At 61.7% G+C, this 24,376-nt stretch carries 26 protein-coding genes; 14 read left to right on the plus strand and 12 right to left on the minus strand.

The window, feature by feature from the left end:
- Positions 1 to 72 precede the first annotated feature (72 nt).
- Positions 73 to 1,149 (minus strand): extracellular solute-binding protein, encoded by a 1,077-nt coding sequence (locus J3O30_RS21085; RefSeq protein WP_207582110.1) that lies wholly within the window; start codon positions 1,147 to 1,149, stop codon positions 73 to 75.
- 261 nt (positions 1,150 to 1,410) lie between these two features.
- Here J3O30_RS21085 and speB point away from each other — a divergent pair, with 261 nt between their 5' ends.
- The 5 genes from speB (at position 1,411) to J3O30_RS21110 (ending at position 5,951) form a co-directional block, all read left to right on the plus strand.
- Positions 1,411 to 2,472 carry an agmatinase gene (gene speB, locus J3O30_RS21090; RefSeq protein ID WP_207582111.1) on the plus strand — a complete coding sequence of 354 codons (1,062 nt, stop codon included), beginning with the start codon at positions 1,411 to 1,413 and terminating at the stop codon, positions 2,470 to 2,472.
- An 84-nt stretch (positions 2,473 to 2,556) separates the two neighbouring features.
- Entirely contained in the window at positions 2,557 to 3,354 is a 798-nt protein-coding gene (locus J3O30_RS21095; protein WP_207582112.1) for a transporter substrate-binding domain-containing protein, read from the plus strand.
- Between the two features lie 144 nt (positions 3,355 to 3,498).
- Positions 3,499 to 4,167 carry an amino acid ABC transporter permease gene (locus tag J3O30_RS21100; protein ID WP_207582113.1) on the plus strand — a complete coding sequence of 223 codons (669 nt, stop codon included), beginning with the start codon at positions 3,499 to 3,501 and terminating at the stop codon, positions 4,165 to 4,167.
- A complete protein-coding gene (locus tag J3O30_RS21105) occupies positions 4,164 to 4,811 on the plus strand; it encodes an amino acid ABC transporter permease (RefSeq protein WP_207582114.1) in 648 nt (215 codons plus the stop codon). The genes J3O30_RS21100 and J3O30_RS21105 overlap by 4 nt, the downstream gene beginning before the upstream one ends.
- 168 nt (positions 4,812 to 4,979) lie before the next feature.
- Positions 4,980 to 5,951 (plus strand): ornithine cyclodeaminase family protein, encoded by a 972-nt coding sequence (locus J3O30_RS21110; protein WP_207582115.1) that lies wholly within the window; start codon positions 4,980 to 4,982, stop codon positions 5,949 to 5,951.
- A gap of 53 nt (positions 5,952 to 6,004) precedes the next feature.
- Here J3O30_RS21110 and J3O30_RS21115 read toward each other — a convergent pair whose 3' ends face one another.
- From J3O30_RS21115 to tsaD, 5 genes are read right to left on the minus strand one after another with little or no spacing between them, the layout of a single operon-like run.
- On the minus strand, positions 6,005 to 6,652 hold the full coding sequence (locus tag J3O30_RS21115) for a methyltransferase (protein ID WP_207582116.1): 648 nt from the start codon (positions 6,650 to 6,652) through the stop codon (positions 6,005 to 6,007).
- Positions 6,649 to 7,080, minus strand: coding sequence for an EVE domain-containing protein (locus J3O30_RS21120; protein ID WP_207582117.1), 432 nt, complete (start codon positions 7,078 to 7,080; stop codon positions 6,649 to 6,651). The genes J3O30_RS21115 and J3O30_RS21120 overlap by 4 nt, the downstream gene beginning before the upstream one ends.
- A 2-nt stretch (positions 7,081 to 7,082) precedes the next feature.
- On the minus strand, positions 7,083 to 7,376 hold the full coding sequence (locus tag J3O30_RS21125; RefSeq protein WP_207582118.1) for a YciI-like protein: 294 nt from the start codon (positions 7,374 to 7,376) through the stop codon (positions 7,083 to 7,085).
- A gap of 9 nt (positions 7,377 to 7,385) precedes the next feature.
- Positions 7,386 to 8,369, minus strand: coding sequence for an NAD(P)H-dependent glycerol-3-phosphate dehydrogenase (locus J3O30_RS21130; protein WP_207582119.1), 984 nt, complete (start codon positions 8,367 to 8,369; stop codon positions 7,386 to 7,388).
- Positions 8,366 to 9,487 carry a tRNA (adenosine(37)-N6)-threonylcarbamoyltransferase complex transferase subunit TsaD gene (gene tsaD / locus J3O30_RS21135; protein WP_207582120.1) on the minus strand — a complete coding sequence of 374 codons (1,122 nt, stop codon included), beginning with the start codon at positions 9,485 to 9,487 and terminating at the stop codon, positions 8,366 to 8,368. The genes J3O30_RS21130 and tsaD overlap by 4 nt, the downstream gene beginning before the upstream one ends.
- Before the next feature lie 72 nt (positions 9,488 to 9,559).
- Here tsaD and hemC point away from each other — a divergent pair, with 72 nt between their 5' ends.
- The 6 genes from hemC (at position 9,560) to J3O30_RS21165 (ending at position 15,416) form a co-directional block, all read left to right on the plus strand.
- Positions 9,560 to 10,489 (plus strand): hydroxymethylbilane synthase, encoded by a 930-nt coding sequence (gene hemC, locus J3O30_RS21140; RefSeq protein WP_207582121.1) that lies wholly within the window; start codon positions 9,560 to 9,562, stop codon positions 10,487 to 10,489.
- Between the two features lie 7 nt (positions 10,490 to 10,496).
- Positions 10,497 to 11,225: a uroporphyrinogen-III synthase gene (locus tag J3O30_RS21145; RefSeq protein WP_207582122.1), complete on the plus strand. Its 729-nt coding sequence runs from the start codon at positions 10,497 to 10,499 to the stop codon at positions 11,223 to 11,225.
- Between the two features lie 68 nt (positions 11,226 to 11,293).
- Complete coding sequence (locus J3O30_RS21150) at positions 11,294 to 12,559, plus strand: YbgF trimerization domain-containing protein (protein ID WP_207582123.1); 1,266 nt, start codon at positions 11,294 to 11,296, stop codon at positions 12,557 to 12,559.
- A gap of 4 nt (positions 12,560 to 12,563) precedes the next feature.
- Positions 12,564 to 14,171, plus strand: a complete 1,608-nt coding sequence (locus tag J3O30_RS21155) for a heme biosynthesis protein HemY (RefSeq protein ID WP_207582124.1) — start codon at positions 12,564 to 12,566, stop codon at positions 14,169 to 14,171.
- Between the two features lie 17 nt (positions 14,172 to 14,188).
- Complete coding sequence (locus tag J3O30_RS21160; protein ID WP_207582125.1) at positions 14,189 to 14,674, plus strand: TerB family tellurite resistance protein; 486 nt, start codon at positions 14,189 to 14,191, stop codon at positions 14,672 to 14,674.
- Entirely contained in the window at positions 14,661 to 15,416 is a 756-nt protein-coding gene (locus J3O30_RS21165; RefSeq protein WP_246762701.1) for a glutamine amidotransferase, read from the plus strand. Before J3O30_RS21160 ends, J3O30_RS21165 begins: the two co-directional genes overlap by 14 nt.
- A gap of 30 nt (positions 15,417 to 15,446) precedes the next feature.
- Here the strand turns inward: J3O30_RS21165 and J3O30_RS21170 are convergent, their stop codons facing one another.
- On the minus strand, positions 15,447 to 16,682 hold the full coding sequence (locus tag J3O30_RS21170) for an MFS transporter (protein WP_207582127.1): 1,236 nt from the start codon (positions 16,680 to 16,682) through the stop codon (positions 15,447 to 15,449).
- Positions 16,683 to 16,793: 111 nt separating this feature from the next.
- Here J3O30_RS21170 and J3O30_RS21175 point away from each other — a divergent pair, with 111 nt between their 5' ends.
- Positions 16,794 to 17,114: a YggT family protein gene (locus J3O30_RS21175; RefSeq protein WP_164007631.1), complete on the plus strand. Its 321-nt coding sequence runs from the start codon at positions 16,794 to 16,796 to the stop codon at positions 17,112 to 17,114.
- Positions 17,111 to 17,422 carry a DUF167 domain-containing protein gene (locus J3O30_RS21180; RefSeq protein WP_207582128.1) on the plus strand — a complete coding sequence of 104 codons (312 nt, stop codon included), beginning with the start codon at positions 17,111 to 17,113 and terminating at the stop codon, positions 17,420 to 17,422. The genes J3O30_RS21175 and J3O30_RS21180 overlap by 4 nt, the downstream gene beginning before the upstream one ends.
- 50 nt (positions 17,423 to 17,472) lie before the next feature.
- Here the strand turns inward: J3O30_RS21180 and ppa are convergent, their stop codons facing one another.
- The 4 genes from ppa to J3O30_RS21200 form a co-directional block, all read right to left on the minus strand.
- Positions 17,473 to 18,006, minus strand: coding sequence for an inorganic diphosphatase (gene ppa / locus J3O30_RS21185; protein WP_011653868.1), 534 nt, complete (start codon positions 18,004 to 18,006; stop codon positions 17,473 to 17,475).
- A gap of 147 nt (positions 18,007 to 18,153) precedes the next feature.
- A complete protein-coding gene (locus tag J3O30_RS21190; protein WP_207582129.1) occupies positions 18,154 to 18,660 on the minus strand; it encodes a GNAT family N-acetyltransferase in 507 nt (168 codons plus the stop codon).
- Positions 18,661 to 18,922: 262 nt separating this feature from the next.
- A complete protein-coding gene (gene typA / locus J3O30_RS21195; protein WP_207582130.1) occupies positions 18,923 to 20,743 on the minus strand; it encodes a translational GTPase TypA in 1,821 nt (606 codons plus the stop codon).
- A 157-nt stretch (positions 20,744 to 20,900) separates the two neighbouring features.
- Positions 20,901 to 22,988, minus strand: coding sequence for a M3 family metallopeptidase (locus J3O30_RS21200; RefSeq protein WP_207582131.1), 2,088 nt, complete (start codon positions 22,986 to 22,988; stop codon positions 20,901 to 20,903).
- Between the two features lie 209 nt (positions 22,989 to 23,197).
- Here J3O30_RS21200 and J3O30_RS21205 point away from each other — a divergent pair, with 209 nt between their 5' ends.
- On the plus strand, positions 23,198 to 23,629 hold the full coding sequence (locus J3O30_RS21205) for a hypothetical protein (protein WP_207582132.1): 432 nt from the start codon (positions 23,198 to 23,200) through the stop codon (positions 23,627 to 23,629).
- A gap of 6 nt (positions 23,630 to 23,635) precedes the next feature.
- On the opposite strand, the gene J3O30_RS21210 is transcribed toward J3O30_RS21205, so the two are convergent.
- Positions 23,636 to 24,277 carry a LysE family translocator gene (locus tag J3O30_RS21210; protein ID WP_024320406.1) on the minus strand — a complete coding sequence of 214 codons (642 nt, stop codon included), beginning with the start codon at positions 24,275 to 24,277 and terminating at the stop codon, positions 23,636 to 23,638.
- Positions 24,278 to 24,376: the final 99 nt, after the last annotated feature.

The raw sequence follows: 24,376 nt of genomic DNA on the forward strand, positions 1-24,376 counted from the left end.
CCCTTACGGGCCACGAGAAAGGGAGGTTATCGAAGCCCGCGTCGCGCCTTCGATAACCTGCCGCGAGGTGCCTTAGAGCAACGGGGCGATGTCCTGTTCCCAGCGTTTGGACCAGGCATCCTGCTGTTCGAGAACGACATTGTAGTCCGGCACATAGACGAAGCTCGAAAACTCGTCCGACGTGAAGGACAGATGCTTGAGATTGTCGGGCGTGAGCGCCTTGCTGTTCAACGGCGCTTCGCCCGCCACCTTGGCGTAGAGCGAATTCATGTCCGGGCTGATTGCGAAGTTGACGAAATCGAGCGTTGCCTTGGTGTTCGATCTATTCTTCAGTACGCCGAAACCGCTCTGGTAGAGGAAGGCCCTGAAGTTGGTGTCCTTGGTGAAACGAGTAACCGGGAAGTTCTTCGCCACGGCCGCCCAGCCGGGCTCAGCAAAGAAGCCGACGGAGGTCTCGCCCGACGTCAGCGAATTTGTGAAATCGATATCGGTGATGGCGACGCGGCCGATATTGCCGGATTTCGCCAATTCCTTCATGAGCTTCCACCCGGGTTCCATATTCGTTTCACTGCCGCCAGCGTGAAGGGCGAGCGCGACAATCTGGAGCATCATGCTCTGTGTCGGGCCCGGCCAGCAGATCGCGCCCTTAAGATCGGGGCTGAGCAGATCATCGATGGTCTTCACAGCGATCGGAGCCGTGTCGGTTCGGGATCCAAAATACATGCCGCCAACTGCGCGTGGGACCGCTTTGATATTGCCCTTGCCATCACGAATGATGATTTTCTCGGGAATATTCGCAAGGTTGGGAACATCGGCAGGATTGATGGTCTCGAGCCAATCTTCCTTCACCATACTGTTGAATGAGCCTTCCCAGCCGGCGACATAGTCGTAGTCGACATTCGGCCAGACGGCCTTGATCTTTGGCAGGATCGCGCCCGCGCCGCCCTGATGAAGAACCCAGTTGAACGTCGCCGCATTCTGGTCGGCGGCGATCTGCTTCATGGCTTCGACGACATCGCCGCCCCATTCAACGGCGGTGAGATTGCCGCTGCCGGCTGCGGCGGATCTCGCAAACCCGGTCATCGTGCCGGCAATCCCCGCGGCAGCGGCGGATCCGAGGAAACGGCGGCGTGTCATATCGTGCAACATGGTAGGTCCCCTTTGTTGTCGGCCCTCTGCTGGACCGTTCGCATCGGAGACTGCTTGGAGGTTGCCAACCGCGGTAGTGGGAAAATTCTCGCCGGGTTATAAAGTTTTCTGAATATCCCGATGAACGCACTACCCGCATCGCGGAGCCTTGGCGGATCCGAGCTATCAAGAATCGTTATATCCCCTCTCGAATTTTCGCGGTTCCAAGAGAAGCGGGTGGCGCCGATGATGATGGCAGCATCAATACCGCGGGAGCCTGCCTTGACCATTGACCGAGATTTTCTGGAAGACTTGAGAAAGCGCTTCGGCAGCGCTGCAGGCGGTGAGATGGAAGATCCGCACTTCCGCGCCGTGGCGGCGAGCGTATTCAAGGACGGCGACAGCCGCAAATGGCCCTTCGCCGATCCTGCGACCTTTCTGGACGCCCGTTTCATCGAGAACGGCTTGCAGCCCGAGGTCCTTGAGGCGCTTGACATAGCTCTGATCGGCGTGCCGATGGATCTCGGCGTCACCAATCGCGCCGGCGCGCGGCTGGGGCCGCGGGCCGTCCGGGCGATCGAGCGTGTGGGCCCCTACGAGCATGTTCTGCGAGTCGCGCCAATGGGAGGGCTAACAGTCGCCGATGTCGGCGACGTGCCGATGCGCAGCCGGTTCGACCTGGCCGAGTGCCATGCCGACATCGAGGCCTGCTACCGGATGATCGCGGCAACCGGGGTTATCCCGCTGTCGGTCGGCGGCGACCATTCGATCTCCGGCGCCATTCTCAAGGGCCTGGCGGCCAGCCAGCCGGTAGGCATGATCCACATCGACGCTCATTGCGACACCGCTGGTCCCTATGAGGGCTCTAAGTTCCACCACGGCGCGCCCTTCCGCGAGGCGGTTCTGGCGGGCGTGCTCGATCCGAAGCGTACGATCCAGATCGGCATCCGCGGCGGCGGCGAATATCTCTGGGAGTTCTCCTTTGCCTCCGGCATGACCGTCATCCACGCGGAAGAGGTGGCGGAGATGGGCCTCAAGGCTGTGGTCGCAAAGGCTCTCGAGGTTGTCGGCGCTGGTCCAACCTATCTCAGTTTCGACGTGGACAGCCTCGATCCGGCCTTCGCTCCGGGAACTGGCACGCCAGAAGTCGGCGGGCTTCAGCCGAGGGAGGTTCTGAGCCTACTGCGTGGCTTCAAAGGCATCAACCTCATCGGCGGCGACGTCGTGGAAATCGCGCCGCAATACGACAACACCACCAACACCGCGCAGATCGCCGCGCAGGTCCTGTTCGAACTCCTGTGCCTCGCGATGTTCAGTCCCGCTGTCAGGACAAAGGTGACCTGAGAATCAACTCCACAACGGCAGCGTGCCTCGTGCCCGCTGCCATCCATCACCTGCCGCACAACACGTCTCAAAAAGGGGAACGACATGACTGCTCTTATGAAATTGCGCTACACCGCCACCGCGGCAATTGCCGTGTTCGGCATCCTTGCAGGGGCCGCGCAGGCCGACGAACTTGCCGATATCAAAGCCGCAGGCGAGATTAACATCGGCATCTTCTCCGATTTCCCGCCCTTCTCTTCGGCAAGCGCCGATATGAGCATCAAGGGCTATGACGTCGACGTCGCCCAGAAGATCGCCGACGGCCTCGGCGTGAAACTCAATCTCGTGAGCGTTACTGGCCAGAACAGGATCGCCTACCTGAACGACGATCGCGTCGACCTGCTGATGAGCGTCGGCTATTCGAAGGAGCGTGCCGAGGTTATCGATTTTGCCGCCCCGTACGCCCCCTACTATATCGCCGTCATCGGTCCGGCTGCGCTGAAGGTGAGCGGCAAGGAAGACCTTGTCGACAAGACCGTTGCCGTCAATCGTGGGACGCTCGAAGACACGTCGCTGACGGCCGCCGCCCCTAGCTCGGCTGCGATCCAGCGTTTCGAGAACTACAATTCGGTCATCCAGGCCTTCATATCCGGCCAGACCCAGTTGATGGTCGTCGGCAATGATGTCGGTGCGCAGGTTCTGGCACGACAGGACGCGCTGAAGCCGGAGCAGAAGTTCCAGCTCCTTAGCTCCCCCTCGCACATCGCGCTCCGCAAGGGCGAGGAAGGCCTGAAGAAGGCTGTCAATGACAGCGTCGCCGCAATGATCTCCGATGGTTCTCTCGACGCAAGCTCGAAGAGCTGGCTGAAAGCGCCGCTCAACCCTGAAAACCTGAAGGACTGACGAGGACGGCCTCCCACTCGCCAGAGCGTGATGCCGAAAGCTGTAAGCGATTCCGGTGGAGTCATGCTCCAATTCTTTGATTGAGAGGCGGATCGAGATTTCGGGCCGACCCGGCCCAGATCATCCGGCTCCAAAGGACAAACGATGAGATACAGCCTCGATTTCAATTGGCTTTGGGACGGAATGGGAGCTCTGGTTTATGGCGCAGGCACGACGCTTGCACTGACGGCCTCCACATCGGTCCTAGGGATCGTTCTCAGCATTCTCGGCGCGGCCGCGCGCCGGGGACCTTATCCATGGTTGCGCAAGGTCGTCGGCCTGTATGTGGAAGTCATGCGTAATACGCCATTCCTGGTGCAGCTGTTCTTCATCTTCTTTGGCTTGCCCAGCCTCGGCATTCGCCTCGATCCGATCTCTGCCGCAGTTCTTGCCATGACCCTCAATATGGCGGCCTACACGATCGAGGTGGTCGGGGCCGGGCTCGATGCCATACCGAGAGGCCAGAAGGAGGCTGCGCAGGCACTCGGCCTGAGGCCCCGGCTGGTGTTCTTCAAAATCATCATGCCGCAAGCGATTGCCATCATTTTCCCGGCGTTGACGAGCCAGATCATCATCATGATGCTGGAATCGGCGGTGGTTTCGCAAATATCAGTCCGCGAGCTGGCGCAGGAGGCCGATCTGCTTCAGTCGCGCACTTTCCGTTCCTTCGAGACCTATCTGGTGGCGACGTTGATCTACCTTTCGATGTCCGCCGCACTTCGCCGGCTCCTTTTCGCCGGGAAACGCCGTTTTCTGGGAGCCGGTCTGGCATGATTGAGTTCACCTTCTGGGACATTCTGCGCAATCTTGTCTTCGCGACACGCTGGACCCTGCTGCTTTCGCTCGCAGCCTTTGCCGGCGGCGCCATCGTTGGATTGGCGATCCTGTCTGCACGGATATCGAAAACCCGCTGGTCGCGCAGCTTCGCGTCCGGCTACATTGCCCTGTTTCAGGGAACGCCGCTCCTCATGCAGCTCTTTTTGATGTTTTTCGGCCTGCCGATGGTCGGCTTCCGGATCGAGTCATGGACCGCCGCCGTCTGCGGCCTGACGTTCTATGCTAGCGCTTATCTTGCGGAAATCTGGCGGAGCGGCGTCGAGGCGGTGCCGCGCGGGCAATGGGACGCCGCAGCCAGCCTGGGCTTGCATCGTCTCCTCGAACTTCGCCTTGTCATCCTGCCGCAGGCTTTCCGGATCACGCGCGCGCCGACTGTCGGGTTCTTGGTCCAGTTGATCAAGAGCACCGCACTGGCCTCGATCCTCGGCTTCGAAGAACTGCTGAAAACCGCGAACGCCATCAACAACGCGACCTTCGAACCTTTCAAGGTCTACGGTCTCGTCGCGTTGATCTTCTTCGCCCTGTGCTATCCGCTTACGCAATACGCCAGAATTCTGGAGAAGAAAGCTGCGTTTGGCTGAGCGGTGCCGAGTTGCTCCGCATTCCGATCGCAACGGAGTGTCCAAAGAGCCGATCCCGGTTGAAAAGATAGCGCGCCGCGAGCAGCGACGCGGCTCAGGCGCTGCTCTCGTTCAGTCACACAGAACTCGCTTTATCCAGCAGTCAAAACTTACTGAGAGATCGCTTCAATGACCGACACACAAATCCGTCTTCTCGATGCCCAGACAACCGGCGAGTTCCTACCATTCGGCGCGCTGGTCGCGACCCTGCGGCAAGCATTTGCCGAAGGCTGTGTTGTGCCGGTACGGCATCACCACACGATAGCCAATAGCGGCGAGCCGGATGCGACGCTGCTTCTGATGCCGGCCTGGCATGAAACGCACCGGTCGGAGCGCTACCTTGGCATCAAGATCGTTACCGTCTTTCCCGGCAACACGGTACGCGGCATTCCCGGTTTGACCTCGACTTACATGCTCTATGATGGCCGGACCGGGATGCAGCTTGCGCTACTTGACGGAAACACGATCACCACGCGCCGCACGGTAGCGGCATCGGCCCTTGCTGCGGACTATCTTGCCCGACAGGACGCACGCCGTCTGCTGGTGATCGGCGCAGGTCGCGTCGCGAGCCTCATACCCGATGCCTACCGCGCCGTCCGGCCGATCGCGCATGTCGATATCTGGGATATCGATCCCGCCAGTGCGGAACGGCTGGTGCAGAGCCTCCGGCAAAAGGGGCTCCAGGCCACTGCCGTTACGAATCTGGAAACCGCGGCGCGGCAAGCCGATATCGTCAGCGCAGCGACGCTGGCGACGGCACCGCTTATCCGGGGCGAATGGCTACGGCCGGGCACCCATGTCGATCTGATCGGCGGCTTCACCCCGGCGATGCGCGAGGCCGATGACGAGGCGCTTCGGCGCTCATCGGTCTATATCGACACTCACGAAGCCCTTCACGAAGCAGGCGATCTGGTTCAGCCGATGAGGGCCGGCGTCATTTCTACGGATGCGGTGCGTGCGACACTTGACGAGCTGTGTCGTCGGGATAGTCCAGCGCGGGCGTCCAACGATGAAATCACTCTCTACAAGGCAGTCGGAACGGCGTTGGCTGATCTTGCCGCCGCGACGATGGTGTATGAAGCCGCTTTGATCGCCGGCTGACGTCTTTTTGTCCGGGCGATCGCGAATGATCGAATCCTGAATGTCGATCCGACTTAGGAAACGAAGCGCCACACCGTCGTCTTCTTGATTTCGCTGTCCTCCAGCGCCCGCGTCACAGGCACCTCATAGGCTGCGCAGAATTCCAGCCGATCCCGAGGCAGGTAGCTGCGTCCGGGATCGCCGACCAGCACCGGCTTTCCCTGGTCCGCCAGCTTCGCGAACCAGGGAACGAGTGCATCGGCAAAAGCGCCGTCGTAGAAGACATCGCCGGCAAGCACGATATCCGCCTCGACGGCCTGCCCGATCAGATCGGCGCCGCTAAAGCCGAGCGAAACATCATTAGCCCCGCCATTCAGCCGGACTGCCGCCTCCGCCCAGGGATCGATATCATTGGCGGTGACCTCCCGGGCACCGGCCATAGCAGCCGCTATGCCGACAAGACCGGAACCGCTGGCGAAATCCAGCACCCGTTTGCCGCGCACCACCTCCGGATGATCGAGAATGTAGCGCGCCAGTCCTTGGCCGCCCGCCCAGGCAAAAGCCCAGAAGGGCGGCGGCAGGCCGATCGCTTCCAGTTCCTCCTCCGTCTTCAGCCACAGATCATGCGCCTCGCTCGCCAGATAGAGTGAAATCTCCGGCACATGCGGCGGCGGCATCGGGCTGGTATTGGCGCGGATGAAGGCTTCCGGATCGGTCTTCAACGCGGCGGATTGTCCAGTCCGCCCATGCGGCAGACTTCGAGATATTCCTCTTCCGTCACCGGCTGCACCGAAAGCCGCATCGAGGTGACGAGCGCCATCTTGGCGAGCTTCTCGCTCGCCTTGACATCCTTCAGCGTCACCGGCTTCGGCATGTCCATGACGGCGCGAATGTGGACGCAATCCCACTTCGGGTCGCCCTTGGCGGTGGAATCGGGCTGCGACAGCGCTGAGACTTCGACGATGCCGACGACTTCGAGCCCGTCATTGGAATGATAGAAAAACCCTTTGTCGGCGATCTGCATCGCCCGCATGTTGTTGCGCGCCAGATAGTTGCGGACACCGGTCCATTCCGTGCCCTTTTCGCCGGCAGCCTTCTGTTGCTCCCACGACCAGGAGGCGGGTTCGGATTTGTAGAGCCAGTGCGCCATGCTCAAGCCTCCGGTTTGTTGAAGACCCAGTTGAAGGCCTTGACGTCGACGCTTTCGAACAGTCCGGCCTTGGCATAAGGATCGGCATCGGCAAGCGCACGCGCTGCCTCCTTCGATTCAGCTTCGACGACGATCAGGCTGCCGCAGGCTTTGCCGTCGTCATCGAGAAACGGGCCGGCGATCTTCAATGTGCCATCGGCATTCAGGCCGTTCAGATACTCGACATGTGTCGGACGCGTCTCCATGCGCACGTTCAAATGTCCCGGCTTGTCCTTGCAGAGAAGGGCGAAAAGCATGTCTGTCTCCTATTCGGTGGTGATCGGGCGCGTCATCAGCTGCTCTATCGCCTCTGATATATCGAGCCTGCCGTCGATAATGGCGGAAACGGCGTCGGTGATCGGCATGCTGACCGCAAGCTCTGCGGCAAGCCGCGAGGCGACGGAGGCGGCAAGCGCACCTTCCACCAGCGCGCCCTGCAGCGGATCGGCCTTTTCGCCGCGCCCGAGCGCGATGCCGAAGCGCAGGTTGCGCGATTGATGGCTCGTCGCCGTCAGTACCAGATCGCCGAGGCCGGAAAGCCCGCGCACCGTATCGGCCTGCCCGCCCTTGGCGACGACGAAGCGCGACATTTCCGCAAGCCCGCGCGCAATCAGCGCCGCACGGGCGGAATCGCCGATGCCGCCGCCTTCGACGATGCCGCAGGCGATCGCCAGCACATTCTTCAGCGCGCCGCCGAGCTGTACACCGATGCGGTCGTTGGAGGCGTAGAGCCGAAAGGTCCGGCCGGAAATCGCCTGTGCAAGCCGCTCCGCGATCTCCATGTCATCAGCCGCGATCGCCATCGCCGTCGGCAGGCCCTTGGCAATATCGGCGGCAAAACCCGGGCCGGAGAGCACGGCGACGGAATGATCCGGCAGTTCCCGTTCCAGCATGTCGGTCAGAAGATTGCCGGTCGCCCGCTCGATGCCCTTAGCGCAGGTGACGACAACGGCATCCTTGGAAAGATAGGGGCCGTATTGCCGCGCCGCATCGGACTGCGCCTGCGACGGCATCGCAAAAAGCACGATGGAGGCGCCGGCGATTGCCTCCGCCTCGGCGGCAAATTTCAGCGTATCGGGCAGAGAGATGCCGGGCAGCACCGCATCATGCAGCCGTTCGGCCTTCAGATCGGCCATCAGCGACGGATTGCGCCCGACGAGCGTCACCGCGCTACGGCCGGCAAGGGCGATGACGGTGGCGAGCGCCGTGCCGAAAGCCCCAGATCCGACGACGGCGATGTTTTCGCTCATGCCTTGGCCCCTCTCTTTCCGAAACCGATCAGCGTTTGCGCATGGGAATCGAGCGGCCAGCGTGAACGCGGCTGGACGTCGAGCGCATCCGGCGCGGCTCCGGTCGCCATCCGCTCCAGTCCTGCCCAGGCAATCATCACCGCATTGTCGGTGCAGAGGTGCAGCGGCGGCGCGATGAAGCGGAAGCCGTTCTTGTCGCATAGCGCCTGCAGCGTGCCGCGCAGTTCGAGATTGGCAGCGACACCGCCGGCAACGACCAGTGCCGGCTTCTCGCCAGTCGCTGGGCCAGTCGCTGAGAATGCCGCCGCAAATTCCGTCTTGAACCGCTGCAGGCCGCGGCCGATGCGGTCCTTCAGCGTGCGCGAAATCGCCTTCTGAAACGACGCGCAGATATCCGCCACATCCTGATCGCTGAGCGGCGCGATATCCTGCGCCGCCTGCCGCACCGCCGTCTTCAGCCCGGAGAAGGAGAAATCGAGCCGTGCCTCGCCGACCAGTGGTCGCGGAAAAGCGAAGCGATCGGCATTGCCGTTCCGCGCCATCCGTTCCACCGCCGGGCCGCCGGGATAGGGCAGGCCCAGCAGCTTTGCCGTCTTGTCGAAGGCTTCGCCGAGTGCATCGTCGATCGTCGTGCCCCAGCGCTCATACTCTCCGACGCCGCGCACCAGGATGAGCTGGGTATGGCCGCCGGAGACGAGCAGCATCAGATAGGGAAAGGAGAGCCCGTCCGTCAGCCGCGCCGTCAGCGCATGGCCTTCGAGATGGTTGACCGCATAAAGCGGTTTGCCGGCGGCTCTGGCGATCGCCTTGCCGGTCATCAACCCCACCAGCAGCCCGCCGATCAGCCCCGGCCCCGACGTGGCGGCAATGGCGTCGATATCGGCCAGCGACACATTGGCGCGCTTCAGCGCCTCCTCGATCAGCTCGTCCAGCGCCTCGACATGGGCGCGCGCGGCGATTTCCGGCACCACGCCGCCATAGGCGCTATGCTCGTCGAGCTGGGAAAGCACGATATCCGACAGCACGTTGGAACGCCCCTCCGCATCGCGCTCGACGACGGCGGCGGCGGTCTCGTCGCAGCTCGTTTCGATGCCAAGGATGCGCAGAAAGGGAACCATGAAGCCTGTTCGTTGATTGCGATGGGATGGAAACCCGTTTACGAGAACTCCGGTAACAACGGAATAGAGCGGATGCAAACAAAACCTTTCCGGATCGGCACGCGAGGCAGCCCGCTGGCGCTTGCCCAGGCGCATGAGGCCCGCGACAGGCTGATGGCGGCGCATCATCTACCCGAGGACATGTTCGAGATCGTCGTGCTGACGACCAAGGGCGATCGCATCACCGACCGTTCGCTGGCCGAGATCGGCGGCAAGGGCCTCTTCACCGAGGAACTCGAACAGAAGCTCGTTGCCGGCGCGCTGGATTTCGCCGTGCACTCCACCAAGGACATGCCGACGAAGCTTCCCGAGGGGCTTTATCTCTCCACCTATCTGCCGCGCGAAGATATCCGCGACGCCGTCATCGGCCGTACCGCGCGCAAACTGATCGACCTGCCGCATGGCGCCACCGTCGGTTCCTCGTCGCTGCGCCGTCAGGCGCTGATCCGCCGCATGCGGCCGGATATCAACGTCGTCACCTTCCGCGGCTCGGTCGAAACGCGCCTGCGCAAGCTCGAAGAGGGTCAGGTCGATGCGACCCTGCTGGCGCTTGCCGGCCTGAAGCGCCTTGGCAAGGTCGAGGTGCTGACCGATATCCTCGATCCCGACACCTTCCCGCCGGCGCCGGCGCAGGGAGCGATCTGCATCGAAAGCCGCATCGGTGATACCAGGATCGACGATCTGCTGGCACCGGTCAACGACGCGCCGACCTTCGATGCCGTCTCCTGCGAACGTGCCTTTCTCGCCGCTCTCGACGGCTCGTGCCGCACGCCGATCGGCGGTTATGCGGTCTGCGAAGGCGACCTGATCCGCTTTTCCGGCCTTATCATCACGCCTGACGGCCGCAGCCAGCATGCGGTGACGACCGACGGCCACCGCCGCGATGCGGCAGCCCTCGGCACCCGCGCCGGCCAGGACGTTCGAGCAAGGGCCGGCAGCGCCTTTTTCGACGATTGGCACTGACGCGGCCATGCGCGTGCTCGTCACCCGCCCCGCGCATTCGGCGACGAAAACCGCACAACGTCTGCGCGATATGGGCCACGAGCCGCTGCTGCTGCCTCTGCGTCGGCCGCTGCACGACAGCGCTGCAGCCGCAGCCGCGCTGGCTAGAACCAGCGGCGCAATCGCAGTGACCAGCGCCGAAGCTATCAGGGTCGTTGCCGCTCTCGAAGAGCAGCTTCGTCCGCATCTTGCCCGCCCGCTTTTCGCCGTCGGCGAGACGACGGCGGAAGAAGCGCGCAAGCTCGGCTTCCGATCGGTCGCTTCATCCAAGGGCAACGGCCGCGATCTCGCCGATCTCGTCGGCGATTTCGTCGATCTCGCCGCGGCGCAGGGAGCCGACCGCCTGCTCTATCTTGCCGGCTTGCCGCGCGCCGAAACTTTCGAAGCAGGATTGCGCCAACGCGGCATCCGCTTTTCCGTCGCCGAATGTTATCGCATGCAGCCGGTCGCCCCCGGCCCGGCAGAGATCGGAGCGATTTTCTCAGGCCGGAGGCCGGAGGTCATACTCTTCTATTCCCGGCAGACGGCCGAGGATTTCTTTCGCGTGCCGGAACTGCGATCGGCCCTGCCGGAAGAGAGCGGAATCCGCCTTATCTGCCTCAGCGAAGCGGTGGCGGAAGCGATTCCCGCGGCTCTGAGAAAAAGCGTAATGATTTCGCCAATGACGGATGAGAAAAGCCTTTTGTCGCTGCTTTGAAGGCTTTAGCCGCCCAAATTTGATCTAACCTCTTCCCTTAACTGGCATCACTGTCTAGTTTCGTTGCAATGCAGGATAAAGAGGACCTCATGGTATCGGGAAACCCGCCACGCCATTCGAAGAGCGCCGACGAGCCGGTCACGATCGACCTCGATGCACAGGAATTCGCCTCCGCAGCCGATACCGAAAAACCGGTGGACCATGAAACCGGCGATGCCGACAGCACCGCCGATGTCGGCCCGCCGCCCGAAACCGACACTGAGTCGCATGCCGAATATGAAGAGAAACCGGCGATGGATGCGCCGGAGGAGGAACCGGTAGCCCCGGAACCTTCCTTCACGCCTGCCGAACAGCCCGCGCCGAAGAGCGCCGCCACCTCCGGTCTCATTGCCGCCGGCATCGTCGGCGGCCTCGTGGCGCTGCTTGGCGCCGGCGCCATCCAATATGCCGGTTACCTCCCGGGCGGCTCTTCCGCGCCGCAGACGACCTCACCGCAGACTGCCGATCTTTCCGGCGAGATCGACGGACTGAAACAGGCCGTCGCCAACCTTGCCGCCAATCCGGCGAGCACGGATGACGGTGCGCTTGAGCAGCGCGTCGCCGCGCTGGAAACGGCTGCGAAGGCCCCGGTAGCCGCCGCACCGGCCAATTCGGCAAATGTCGAGTCACTCAACCAGAAGATTGCGGAACTGACCGGTCAGGTCGACCAGTTGCGCGCCACACTTTCCCAATCTTCCGAGCAGCAGACGACGAGCGGCGCCGATATCGCCAAGCGCCTCGAAGAGGCCGAAAAGAAGCTGAACGCGCCGCGCGAGGATGTCGCCGTTGCCCGGGCGATCGCAGCTGCCGCCCTCAAGGCCGCGATCGATCGCGGTGGGCCGTTCCTGGCCGAACTCGATACCTTCGCCGGTGTCGCACCCGACGATCCTGCGGTCGCTGACCTGCGCGCCTTTGCCGAGACCGGCATTCCCTCGCGCGCTGAACTCGTGCGTCAGGTTCCAGATGTCGCCACCGCGATCGTCGAAGCCGTCAACCAGCCGGATCCGAACGAGAGCTGGTCGGACCGGTTGATGTCGAGCGCCAAGTCGCTGGTGAGTGTCCGTCCCGTCGGCAATATCGAGGGCGAAAGCGTCGAAGCCGTCGCCGCCCGCCTGGAGGATAAAGTGAAGATCGGCGACCTGCCGGGCGCTACTGCCGAATGGAATAACCTGCCGGCTCCCGGCAAACAGGCTTCCACCGCCTTCAAGCAATCTCTCGACGCGCGTATCCGCGTCGAGGAACTGGTCGGCGGGGCGCTGTCGAAAGCGGTTTCCGGCACCGGCAAGGAGGGATGAGACCATGCTGATCCGCCTTGTCGTCTTCGCCCTCTTCGTGCTGCTTCTCGCCTATGGCTTCTCCTGGCTCGCCGATCGTCCCGGAGACCTCTCGCTGATCTGGGAGGGCCAGATCTACCAGACGAAGCTGATCGTCGCTGCCAGTGCGATCATCGCTCTGATCGCCGCCGTGATGATCGGCTGGTGGTTCGTCCGCCTGGTCTGGACCTCGCCGCATTCGGTGACGCGTTATTTCCGCGCCCGCAAGCGCGACCGTGGTTATCAGGCGCTGTCGACCGGGCTGATCGCCGCCGGCGCCGGCAATGCGCTACTTGCCCGCAAGATGGCCGCCCGCTCACGCGGTCTCATCCGCGCCGACCAGGAGCCGCTGATCAACCTGCTCGAAGCCCAGGCGGCCCTGATCGAGGGCCGCCATGATGAGGCACGCGCCAAGTTCGAGGCGATGGCCAACGATCCCGAGACACGCGAACTCGGCCTGCGCGGCCTTTATCTGGAGGCGCGCCGTCTCGGGGCCAACGAGGCCGCCCGCCAATATGCCGAAAAGGCTGCCGACAACGCGCCTTATCTGCCCTGGGCCGCACAGGCGACTCTCGAGTATCGCAGCCAGGCCGGCCGCTGGGACGATGCCATCGGCCTCCTCGAACAACAGAAGGCCGCCCGCGTCGTCGAAAAGGCCGAAGCCAACCGTCTGCACGCCGTCCTGCTGACGGCGCGCGCCGGCGAAATGCTCGAAAACAATCCGACCGGTGCCCGCGACGACGCGTTGCAGGCACTGAAGCTCGCCGCCGATTTCATTCCGGCAGCCCTTATTGCCGCCAAGGCGCTGTTTCGCGAAGGCGGTGTGCGCAAGGCCGCCTCGATCCTCGAACAGGCATGGAAATCGGCACCGCATCCTGAGATCGGCCAAGCTTATGTCAGGGCCCGCAGTGGTGATTCCACGCTCGACCGGCTGAAGCGCGCCGAACGGCTGGAAGGGCTGCGCCCGAACAACGTCGAATCCCTTCTCGTCGTCGCCCAGGCAGCGCTCGACGCGCAGGAATTCGCCAAGGCTCGCGCCAAGGCGGAAGCGGCAGCGCGCATGCAGCCGCGTGAAGCCGCCTTCCTGCTGTTGGCCGACATCGAAGAAGCCGAAACTGGCGACCAGGGCCGGGTGCGCCATTGGCTGGCCCAGGCGCTCAAGGCACCGCGCGATCCGGCCTGGGTGGCAGACGGCTTCGTATCCGACAAATGGCTGCCGGTATCGCCGGTGACCGGCCGCCTGGACGCCTTCGAATGGAAGGCGCCGTTCGGCCAGGTCGAAGGTCGGCTCGAGGACGGCTCGGCGCCCGCCTCGATCGAAACCGCTTTGAAGACACTGCCGCCGCTGCGCGACGTCAGGCCGGAAAGCCCGGTCAACGACCATCGCATCATCGAACTGGAACGCGCCGCGACGATTGCCGAGGCGGCACGCCCGACGCCGGCACCGGCAAAACCGAAGCCCGCCGAATCCGTCAGCGAAAAAGCGCCCGCACCGGGCGAGACAAAACCTTTCTTTGGCGGCCGGCCGGATGATCCCGGCGTTCGCGATCCCAGGGTGGAACAGGAACCCAAGACCCGGCTCCGCCTTTTCTGAAATGGAACGAAAACCGCATGTTCGAACGCTTTCAGGCATTCTTCCAGAATCTTACCGCCGACCACCCGAAGAAAGGCTTTGCCCCCGATGATCCGCGCATCGCGGTGGCGGCACTCTGTATGCAGGTCATGGAGGCCGACGGTCAGATCAAAGCCAGCGAGAAGAAGCGGCTGCGCAAGCTGTTGAAGGAGCAGTATGCACTCGACGGCAAGCAGCTCGATGCACTGATCGCCGCCGGCCTTGAGGCCGAAAGCACCGCCGTCGACTATTATCGCTTCACCGCCGACTTGAAACGCCATCTCAATACCGAGCAACGGCTGGAGCTGATCGGCATTCTCTGGGACATCGTCTATGCCGACGGCGAACGCAGCGAAATGGAAGACCATGTGATCTGGCGCATCGCCGATCTGCTCGGCGTCTCCTCGCGCGAGCGCATCCAGAAGCGGCAGGAGGCCGCCGCCAGGGTCACAGATGTCCGGGTTGCGCAAGATGACACCGACTGAGCAAAACCCCAACCGCGACCGGCGCCCGATCCTCATTGTCCTGCATCAGGAGCGGTCGAGCCCCGGCCGTGTCGGCCAATTGCTTGTCGAAAAGGGCTACCGCCTCGATATCCGTCGCCCGGTTCTCGGCGAGCCGCTTCCGGCGACGCTCGAAGACCATGCCGGCGCCGTCGTCTTCGGCGGGCCGATGAGCGCCAATGATCCCGATGACTTCGTCAAGAAGGAAATCGGCTGGATCGACGTTCCGCTGCGGGAAAAACGCCCTTACCTCGGCATCTGTCTCGGCGCGCAGATGCTGGTGCACCATCTCGGTGGCAAGGTGCAGCCGAATACCGACGGCTCGACGGAGATCGGCTGGTACCCGCTGCGCCCGACCGAGAAAGGCCGCCTGCTGATGCACTGGCCGAAGATGGTCTATCATTTCCATCGCGAGGGCTTCGAGCTGCCGCACGGCGCCCACCTTCTGGCCGAAGGCGATGCTTATCCGAACCAGGCCTTCCGCTACGACGGTAACGCCTGGGGCCTGCAGTTCCACGCCGAATTGACCCGGGTGATGATGCACCGCTGGGTGGTGCATGGCGCGCATCGCTTCATTCTGCCGAACGCCCAGCAGGGCCGCGAACACCTCGAAGGCCGCATGCTGTTCGACGCGCCGCTGAAAGCCTGGCTGAACGAATTCCTCGATATTGTCTTCGAAGGCAAGATGGCAAAGGCCGCCTCCCCGATCACGCTTCCTGCGTAGAGACCTGCATATACGGCAGCATGCGCTATCTCACGTGCTGGGCGCGTCGAGCGTATCGATCCGCCGCAATTTCGGGAAACTCGAAGCCCAGATCGCCGCCACCGCCAGAGTTCCGATCCCGCCGATAACGACCGCCGGCACAGCGCCGAAGATCGATGCCATCGTGCCCGCCCGGAATTCTCCGAGTTCGTTCGAAGCACCGACGAAGACCATGTTGACTGCATTCACGCGGCCGCGCAGCTGATCCGGCGTCCAGAGCGCAATCAGGCTCTCGCGGACATAGACCGACACCATGTCGGCCGCCCCCATCAGCGCCAGCGCCGCGATCGAGACTTCGGTATTGGTCGAGACCCCGAAAATGATCGTTCCGACGCCGAACAGGGCAACGCCGATGAACATGTAGATGCCGGCGCGTTGCTTGAGCGGATAGGCGGCAAGGAAGATCGCCATGACGATGGCGCCAAGTCCCGGTGCGGCGCGCAGCAGCCCGAGGCCCCAGGGGCCGAGGGTCAGGATATCGCGGGCGAAGATCGGCATCAGTGCGGTTGCGCCGCCGAGCAGCACGGCAAAGAGATCGAGCGAGATCGCCCCGAGCACCACCCTTTCGGCGCGGATGAAACTGAAGCCGCCAAGGATCATCGCCCAGCTCTTGGTCTCGCCCGTCGTCTTCTGCACCGGTTTCGGGATCATGTAGAGAAGAGCCGCACCGAGGACCGAAAAGATCACCGCCACCGTGTAGGCGGTCGGTGCGCTGACGCCGTAGAGCAGACCGCCGAGCACCGGCCCGGTGATTGCTGCGAGCTGCCAGGACGACGAATTCCAGGCGATCGCATTGGAGAGATCCTGCTCCGGCACGAGATTGGGAGCCAGCGACTGCACCGCCGGCGACATGAAGGCGCGTTCGATGCCGAAGATCAAAAGCACCGCGAAAACAGGCAGGGGCGTGAAGGTTCCCATCGCCGTCATGACAAGCAGCGCCAGCGTGCAGAGCGCGCTCACCAGCGAGCAGAGGGCCGCAATCGCCCGGCGATTGTACCGGTCGGCCACCGAACCGGTGACGAGCATGAGCAGCAGCGACGGCAGGAACTGCACAAGGCCGATCAGGCCGAGATAGATGGCGCTGCCCGTCTGGTCGTACATCTGCCAGCCGACGGCGACGCTGACGATCTGCTGCGAGAAGGAAAGCAGGAACCGCGCGAAGAAGAACCGCGTGTAGGACGAATGCCGGAACGCGGCAAAACGGTCTCCGGTAGGCGAAAACGACATGGGTGTTTTCCGAGGAGACGGGCGCGCCAGAATTGCGGCAAGGCAGCCCGTTAAACATGATTCACCGCGTGTTTCCACACGGCACTTGCTCGTTTAGTCGCCAATGTCTACATGTCTGTCAACAACGAATTGGAGACGACGATGTTTGCGCTGTTTCAAACCATTGATTTGGCTTTGAATATTTACACCTGGATCCTGATTGGCAGTGCCGTTTTTTCCTGGCTCTATGCCTTCAACGTCATCAACTCCAGCAATCAGTTCGTCAATTCGGTCGGCACATTCCTCTATAATGTCACCGAACCGGTGCTGAAGCCGATCCGCCGCTTTTTGCCGAACCTTGGCGGCATCGACATTTCGCCGATCATCCTGCTACTGATCATCTTCTTCCTGCGCACCTTGCTTTGGACCACGGTCTACCCGCTGGTCGCTTGAGCCGTCCCTGGAGTCTTTTCAATGATCATCTGCGCCTCGCCGTCCGGCTGACGCCGAATGGCGGGCGTGATGCGATCGATGGCATCGAGGCGGATGGCAAGGGCGAAACCCATCTGAAGGCGCGCGTCACTGCCGTGCCGGAAAAAGGCAAGGCCAACAAGGCCCTCATCCGTCTGGTCGCCGGATCGCTGCGCATCCCCCAAACCAGCGTCAGCCTCATCTCCGGCGACACCGCGCGCAAAAAAATCCTCCGGATCGAAGGCGACCCGGAGGATTTGGCAAAAAAACTAGAAATGCTTTTCAGTTAGAACGCCGCGCATCCGCTGGATGCGCTAAGGACGCTCTATGCGCTGAGCGATCAGCCCTTCTTCTTGGCGCGCTCGACGGCTTCGAGGATGAGTTCGCCGGCTTCCTTGGAATCGCCCCAACCGAAGATCTTCACCCACTTGCCGGGCTCCAGATCCTTGTAGTGCTCGAAGAAGTGCTCGATCTGCTTCAGCGTGATCTCGGGAAGATCGGTGTAGTCCTTCACCTTCTCATAACGCAGCGTCAGCTTCGGCGACGGCACGGCGATGATCTTCTCGTCCTTGCCGGAATTATCTTCCATCTTCAGGACCCCGATCGGACGCACATTGATGACACAGCCGGGAACCAGCGGGCGGGTGCTGGCGATCAGCACGTCGATCGGGTCGCCATCCTCAGACAGCGTATGCGGCACGAAACCATAATTGCCCGGATAAGTCATCGGCGTGTAGAGGAAACGATCGACGACCAGCGTGCCGGCTTCCTTGTCCATCTCATACTTGATGGGATGGCCACCGACCGGAACCTCGACGATAACGTTGACGTCCTCAGGTGGATTATTACCGATTGAAATGGCGTCGATGCGCATAGGAAACTCCCGCGAGGTTGAATTGATCGCAGCCAGATAATCAGTTTCATGTGGCAACGCAACATTTGAGATCACCGATGCGTGATGGCACCGGCGCAAAATGCTCAAACTTTCGAATGGGAAAACAGGCGGTCGCAACCAACCCCGTCAGTTCCAGATGAAGCCGATCTTCTTCAACTGCCTGTGGTCGAAATTTTCCATGCCTTCGCAGAAATCGACACCGCCGTGATGACGATAGAAGCGGCCGGCGGTCTCGTTTTCCTCAAGGCACCAGACGACCAGCCCGTTGCAGCCGAGCGACTTCAGCAGCCGGCGCGCCTCGCCGAACAGCATCCGGCCGAGACCGATGCCCTGATATTCCGGACGAAGGTAAAGCTCGTAAATCTCGCCTTCCTGCGGCAGCGCCCGGGCGCGGTTGAGGCCGAGCGTCGCGTAGCCGGCAACGGTTCCGGCGACATCGAGAACCAGCAACGTCGCCGGTCCACGCGTTGCCTTGCGCCACCAGTTTTCACCGCGCCGCTCGATCATCTGCGTCAGCGCGCGATGCGGAATAATGCCTGCATAAGTGTGCTGCCAGGCGAGCCTGTGGGTTTCCGATATGGCTCGGGCATCGTTGGGTTCGGCCCGCCGAACATCGATCGACAACGTCTTCATAACGTTTACTCTGGTCCCGCCAAGGGCAATTAACCATATGCACCCAGCGCATCGTGATCGATTGCCCACAGACTTGATATGTGGACGACAGCTAAAATTTAACGCTTTTTTAACGATTGTCACAAGTCGGAATCAACGCGGCGCACAACAAAAAACCCCGGCACGAAGGCCGGGGCTTCAAACGTTGTTTTTAAAGCTCTTTATTTATGCATGTCGTTATCCCGGAACCGCTTCACACTTCCGGGCGACATGCATTACGCTCTCAGAGAGCCGCTTTGGACTTTTCGAAGCGCTTGCGATCGTTTGCGTCGAGATACATCTTGCGCAGACGAATATTCTTCGGTGTCACTTCCATCAGTTCGTCTTCCTGGATCCAGGAAAGAGCGCGATCAAGCGTCATGCGGATTGGCGGCGTCAGCTTGACGGCTTCGTCCTTGCCGGCGGCGCGGATGTTGGTGAGCTGCTTGCCCTTCAGGACATTCACTTCAAGGTCGTTATCGCGCGTATGAATGCCGATGATCATGCCGGCATAGACCTTTTCGCCCGGATCGATGATCATCGGGCCGCGGTCTTCCAGGTTGAACATCGCATAAGCGACGGCTTCGCCGGGAGCGTTGGCGAGCAGCACGCCGTTGACGCGGCCACCGATCACACCCTTGTAGGGCTGGTAGTCGTGGAACAGGCGGTTCATGATCGCCGTGCCGCGCGTATCCGTTAGCAGTTCCGACTGGTAGCCGATCAGGCCACGGGTCGGTGCGTAGAAACGCAGGCGAAGACGGTTGCCGCCCGAAGGACGCAGCTCGACCATTTCGGCCTTGCGCTCGGACATCTTCTGCACGACGACACCGGAATGTTCTTCGTCGACGTCGACGACGACCTCCTCGATCGGCTCCAGAAGCTGGCCGTTTTCATCCTTGTGCATCACGACGCGCGGACGCGACACGGCAAGCTCGAAGCCTTCGCGACGCATGGTTTCGATGAGAACGGCGAGCTGAAGTTCGCCGCGGCCGGACACGTAGAACGAATCCTTGCCTTCGGCTTCTTCGATCTTCAGGGCGACGTTGCCTTCTGCTTCCTTAAGCAGACGGTCGCGGATGACGCGGGAGGTCACCTTGTCGCCCTCGGTGCCCGCGAGCGGGCTATCGTTGACGATGAACGACATGGTGACCGTCGGCGGATCGATCGGCTGCGCCTGCAACGGCTCGGTGATCGAGGGATCGCAGAACGTATCGGCGACCGTGCCCTTGGAAAGGCCGGCGATCGCAACGATATCGCCTTGATGCGCTTCGTCGATCGCCGTGCGCTCGATGCCGCGGAAGGCGAGGATCTTGGAAATCCGGCCGGTTTCGATCGTCTTACCGTCGGCGTGAAGAACCTTCACCGCCTGGTTCGCCTTGATGGAACCGGAATTGATGCGGCCGGTGATGATACGGCCGAGGAAGGGATTGGCTTCGAGGATCGTGCCGATCATCGTGAACGGGCCTTCGTGGACGGTCGGCTCCGGCACATGCTTGAGCACCAGGTCGAGCAGAGGTGCGAGACCCTGGTCCTTCGGGCCTTCCGGATTGACGTTCATCCAGCCGTCGCGACCGGAACCGTAAAGGATCGGGAAGTCGAGCTGCTCGTCGGTCGCGTCGAGATTGGCGAAAAGGTCGAAGACTTCGTTGATGACTTCTTCGTGGCGGCCATCCGGACGATCGATCTTGTTGATCGCGACGATCGGGCGAAGGCCGACCTTCAGCGCCTTGCCGACGACGAACTTGGTCTGCGGCATCGGACCTTCGGAGGCATCGACGAGAACGATCGCGCCATCCACCATCGAGAGAATGCGCTCGACTTCGCCGCCAAAGTCGGCGTGGCCGGGGGTGTCGACGATGTTGATGCGGACACCCTTCCACTCGACCGAGGTCGCCTTGGCGAGAATGGTGATGCCGCGTTCTTTTTCGAGATCGTTCGAGTCCATCACGCGTTCAGCGACGCGCTGATTTTCGCGGAACGAGCCGGACTGCTTGAGAAGCTCATCCACCAGGGTCGTCTTGCCATGGTCAACGTGCGCGATGATCGCGATATTGCGAAGTGCCATATGTGAAATCTCTGAGGCTGCGGCGCACGCTCTTGAGGACGGGCCTATTGGTTTGGGGCGTCCATACAGTTTTTTTTGCGTTTGCGAAAGAGGGGAACGCGCAAAAGCTGCGGCATGGCTGTCGCCCTGCCGCATCATAGCGTGTCGTCAAATTGTCTTAGGCGTCGCTGCCTGTCAATTCCTCGAAGGTCGAAAGCCCCTTTTTGACGAGCATCGCATGCGGGCTCGGCAGCTTGCCGCGGAAGGCCTTGTAGGCGTCCTCCGGATCGATAGAGCCGCCGACGGAATAGATATTCTCCTTGAGTTTGCGCGCCATCTCGCCGTTGAAGGGATCTCCCGTCTCCTCGAAGGCGGCAAACGCGTCGGCATCGAGCACCTCCGACCACATATAGGAGTAATAGCCGGCCGAATAACCGCCGGAAAAAATGTGCTGGAAGTGCGGCGTGGCATGGCGCATGACGATCGATTTCGGCATGCCGATCTCGGCCAGCACCTCCGCCTGCACCGCCATCGGATCCGCAACCGCCTCACGCGTGTGAAACGCCATATCGACCAGCGCCGACGAGGTGAATTCGACGGTGTTGAAGCCGGCATTGAAGGTGCGGGCGGCAAGCACCTTGTCGAGCAGAGCCTGCGGCATCGGCTCGCCGGTTTCGACATGCACAGCGTAGCGCTTCAAAATATCGGGCACCGTCAGCCAGTGCTCGTAGAGCTGCGACGGCAGCTCGACGAAATCGCGCGAAACGCCGGTGCCGGAGACCGAGGGGTAGGTGACGTTCGAAAGCATGCCGTGCAGCGCGTGGCCGAATTCGTGGAACAGCGTGCGCGCATCGTCGAGCGACAGCAGCGCCGGCTTGCCCTCGGCGGGCTTGGCGAAGTTGCAGACGTTGTAGATGATCGGCTGCTCGCCGTGGTGGCCGTTCTTCAGTTCCAGTCTGTGCTGCGATTGCAACGAGCTCATCCAGGCGCCGGAACGTTTCGAGCCGCGGGCAAAATAATCGCCGAGGAACAGGGCGACCAGCCGATCTTCGCGATCCCTGATTTCAAACACCCTGACATCCGGGTGATAGGCGGCCACGTCCTTCTTCTCGACGGCGCGGATACTGAACAGCCGGCCGGCCACCTCGAAGCAGGCCTCGATGATCTTCTCGAGCTGCAGATAGGGCTTGAGCTCGGCCTCGGAGAAATCGAATTTTCGCGCCCGGATCTTTTCGGCGTAGTGGCGCCAGTCCCAGGGCATCACTTCGTGGTTTCGCCCCTCCTCGGCGATCAGCGCGGCGATATCGGCTTCCTCCTCGCCGGCGCGTTTTACCGCCCGCGCCCAGACGGCCTTTAGCAGGTCGTTCACCGCATCTGCCGTCTTTGCCATCGTGTTATCGAGCTTCAGCTCGGCGAAATTGCCGTAGCCAAGCAGGCTCGCCACCTGATGGCGTAGCGCCAGCGTTTCCTTGATGACGGCGCGATTGTCCGTCTCGCCGTCATTTTCGCCGCGTGCCACCCAAGCCTTGAAAGCCTGCTCGCGCAGATCGCGGCGCTCCGAAAAGGTCAGGAACGGCTCGATGATCGAGCGTGACAGCGTCACCGCATATTTGCCCTCTTCGCCGCGTTCGCGCGCAGCCGCAGCCATTGCGTCGCGCAGGAATTCCGGCAGCCCGTCGAGCTCGGCTCCGGAAGAAAGCGTGAGTGCCCAGGCCTTCTCGTCGGCGAGAACGTTCTGGCCGAATTGCGTCCCGAGGCCGGCAAGCTTTTCATTGATCGCCGCAAGTTTCTCCTGCTCGGCCTTTTCAAGCTTGGCGCCCGACTTGACGAAGCCCTTCCAGTGGCGCTCCAGCACGCGTGTCTGCTCGAGCGTCAAGCCAAGCGTCTCGCGATTCTCCCAGAGCGTATCGATGCGAGCAAAAAGCGCTGCATTCATCCCGATCTTCGAATAGTGGCGCGACATCTTCGGCGAGATCTCCCGCTCCAGCGCCTGGATCACATCATTGGTATGCGCGCCTGCCTTGTTCCAGAACAGCGCCGAAACACGCGACAGCGCGTCGCCGGCAATCTCCAGCGCCACGACCGTATTCTCGAATGTCGGCGCATCGGCGTTTCCGGCGATCTCATCGATCTCCCTTTCATGCGCGGCAAGCGCTGCTTCGAAGGCAGCGGCGAAATCGCCGTCATTCAATGCGTCGAAACGCGGCAGGCCGTGAAGACCGTCCCAGGTTACCAGCGCCGGATTGAAATCATGGGGAGAAGACATCGAAGAATTCCTTTTTGGCATGCAAGTGGATCGTCAATATAGGAGAGCCGTCAGAGAATTGGTATGTTGCCGGAAGGGCCTTTTTGGCTCGCCTATCAAATCTGGTGGACAACAATTGATACGTGAAAATTAACCAATCGTTAACGATTGACGCGAATCACGCGTAAGCGCTACGTTCCTCATGTTCTTCTTGTAAGGGGACATGCGCCATGGAAATTTTTTCTGTGCGGTCTTCTCAGAGTTTGCTTTTTAAAAACAATCCTAATAACGCAAAAAGTTCGAAGACCTCTGATATTGAAATCGAGACCAGAGCTCCCGCCCCGGCCTCGTTCCAGATCGAAGACGAAGTTGGCGAAGGCCCGGATTTCACCGCGGTCAGCCCTGGGGAACTGCGCAATTACGCACGCCAGAGTTTCGACAGCGGCCTGATCGATCAGAACACCTACGCCGCGATTTCCGAACCGCTGCCGATGCATGCGATCGATCCACTCGGCAACATCGTCGATCTCTCCAGCGTCACCGACGGCACCAGCTTCAATTTCCTCGATTATTACAAGAACCAGCTGCAGATCGCCATGTCGATCGGCGATTCTGGCGAGGTCCAGACACTGAAATCGATCGTCAATTTCCTGAATGCCTGATTGCGTTTAAGCCTTGCGCCAACCGAGCAGGCCGGGCGTTGCGTGCCAGAGCGCCTGGGCGGCAAATCCCATAAAAAGCACGCCGGAGCAGCGCACGATCAATCGCTCATGGGCGCGATAGAAGCGCCGTACCGTACCGGCGCCGATGATGCCGATCAGGATGATGTCGGCAGTCACGAAACCGACGAACGACACGCCGAGCAGCACCGGCAACGCCTCGAAATCGAGCGCGCCGGCCGAGCCGGCAACCAGTGCAGTGAAGGTGGCGAGCGCCACCGGATAACCCTTCGGATTGGTGACGCCGAAAATCAGACCGCGGCGAAACGGCCGCTCGACCACAACAAGCGCCTGCCCTTCCGCTTTCGGCTTGGCATTGACAGCGCTCCAGCCGATCCAGGCGAGGTAGAAACCGCAGGCAAGGCCGAGCAGGTCGAAGACGAAGGTTCCGATCGTCTTTGCGCCGACGATGGCGATCAGCGCCAGCGACGACCATATGAGATCCCCGACCAGATGCCCCATCATGAAGAAGGCGCCGGCCTTGCGGCCCTGCCCGGCGCCGATGCCGAGCAGCTGCAGGAAGGCGGGTCCCGGAATGAGCACGTAGAAGAGCGCCGCCAGAAAGGCGCCGAAGAGCAAAGACTGCGTCATGGAAATGCTCCGGAGGATGATGTTGCAGACTAGGCAATCGCAGGCATTCGTCAAGGGTGGTTGCATTAGCACGAAAAGCGGAGCGGCTTTCGGCCCTAA

Source organism: Rhizobium sp. NZLR1 (assembly GCF_017357385.1).
Lineage (GTDB): Bacteria > Pseudomonadota > Alphaproteobacteria > Rhizobiales > Rhizobiaceae > Rhizobium.